Here is a 1,129-nt window from a genome sequence, read left to right on the forward strand (position 1 = left end):
GGACTTGGGTATTCCTCCAAATAAATAAGATTCAAGTGGTGGACCTTGCAGGACTCGAACCTGCGACCGGACGGTTATGAGCCGTCTGCTCTAACCAACTGAGCTAAAGGTCCTTTACTCATAATACATGATTGATAAATGCCTTTTCATTATAAAAAGCATTTGAATATATGGTAGCGGCGGAGGGGATCGAACCCCCGACCTCACGGGTATGAACCGTACGCTCTAGCCAGCTGAGCTACACCGCCATAAAAAGTTATATAAAATTGGTGGAGCCTAGCGGGATCGAACCGCTGACCTCCTGCGTGCAAAGCAGGCGCTCTCCCAGCTGAGCTAAGGCCCCATGTAAAACGATCGGGAAGACAGGATTCGAACCTGCGACCCCTTGGTCCCAAACCAAGTGCTCTACCAAGCTGAGCTACTTCCCGTCTAAACGACAGATCGTTATGTATGAAATGGCGCGCCCGAGAGGACTCGAACCTCTAACCGCTTGATTCGTAGTCAAGTACTCTATCCAATTGAGCTACGGGCGCAATCATTTAATTGTAAAGTGGTGCCGAGGACCGGAATCGAACCGGTACGGTAGTCACCTACCGCAGGATTTTAAGTCCTGTGCGTCTGCCAGTTCCGCCACCCCGGCAAGGGTTGTTTTATTCGTTCATTGGAGCGGAAGACGGGATTCGAACCCGCGACCCCCACCTTGGCAAGGTGATGTTCTACCACTGAACTACTTCCGCATGTTCCAGCTGCAACGCTTAGAAACTCGGCCATAAGCTGCCCCGGTTGTGCAGTAAAATCACTGTTTCGCCGGTTCAACTTATGTCTGCCGTTTCTAAACAAGCGTTTCCGCTTTTCGTTAGTGCGGGTGAAGGGACTTGAACCCCCACGCCTTGCGGCGCCAGATCCTAAGTCTGGTGCGTCTGCCAATTCCGCCACACCCGCATATACATGGTGAGCCATGAAGGACTCGAACCTTCGACCCTCTGATTAAAAGTCAGATGCTCTACCGACTGAGCTAATGGCTCGGTAAATGGTGCCGGCAAGAGGACTTGAACCCCCAACCTACTGATTACAAGTCAGTTGCTCTACCAATTGAGCTACACCGGCATAAATGGTGGAGGATGACGGG

General features: G+C 51.4%; 10 tRNA genes. All 10 read right to left on the reverse strand.

Features of this window, described 5'->3' with window-relative positions:
* Positions 1 to 36: 36 nt before the first annotated feature.
* The 10 genes from VP97_RS22660 to VP97_RS22705 all read right to left on the reverse strand — a co-directional run bounded on the left by VP97_RS22660 (position 37) and on the right by VP97_RS22705 (position 1,107).
* Positions 37 to 113: transfer RNA gene (locus VP97_RS22660), tRNA-Ile, on the reverse strand.
* A 58-nt stretch (positions 114 to 171) separates the two neighbouring features.
* Positions 172 to 248: transfer RNA gene (locus VP97_RS22665), tRNA-Met, on the reverse strand.
* Positions 249 to 267: 19 nt separating this feature from the next.
* Positions 268 to 343, reverse strand: a tRNA-Ala gene (locus tag VP97_RS22670).
* Between the two features lie 11 nt (positions 344 to 354).
* Positions 355 to 428 (reverse strand) — tRNA-Pro (locus VP97_RS22675).
* Positions 429 to 456: 28 nt separating this feature from the next.
* Positions 457 to 533 (reverse strand) — tRNA-Arg (locus tag VP97_RS22680).
* Between the two features lie 18 nt (positions 534 to 551).
* Positions 552 to 640: transfer RNA gene (locus VP97_RS22685), tRNA-Leu, on the reverse strand.
* Between the two features lie 22 nt (positions 641 to 662).
* Positions 663 to 737: transfer RNA gene (locus VP97_RS22690), tRNA-Gly, on the reverse strand.
* Between the two features lie 123 nt (positions 738 to 860).
* A tRNA-Leu gene (locus VP97_RS22695) sits at positions 861 to 942 on the reverse strand.
* Positions 943 to 949: 7 nt separating this feature from the next.
* Positions 950 to 1,025, reverse strand: a tRNA-Lys gene (locus VP97_RS22700).
* Positions 1,026 to 1,031: 6 nt separating this feature from the next.
* Positions 1,032 to 1,107 (reverse strand) — tRNA-Thr (locus VP97_RS22705).
* Positions 1,108 to 1,129: the final 22 nt, after the last annotated feature.

Origin of the sequence: Domibacillus robiginosus (assembly GCF_000966195.1) — a bacterium.
GTDB lineage: Bacteria > Bacillota > Bacilli > Bacillales > Domibacillaceae > Domibacillus > Domibacillus robiginosus.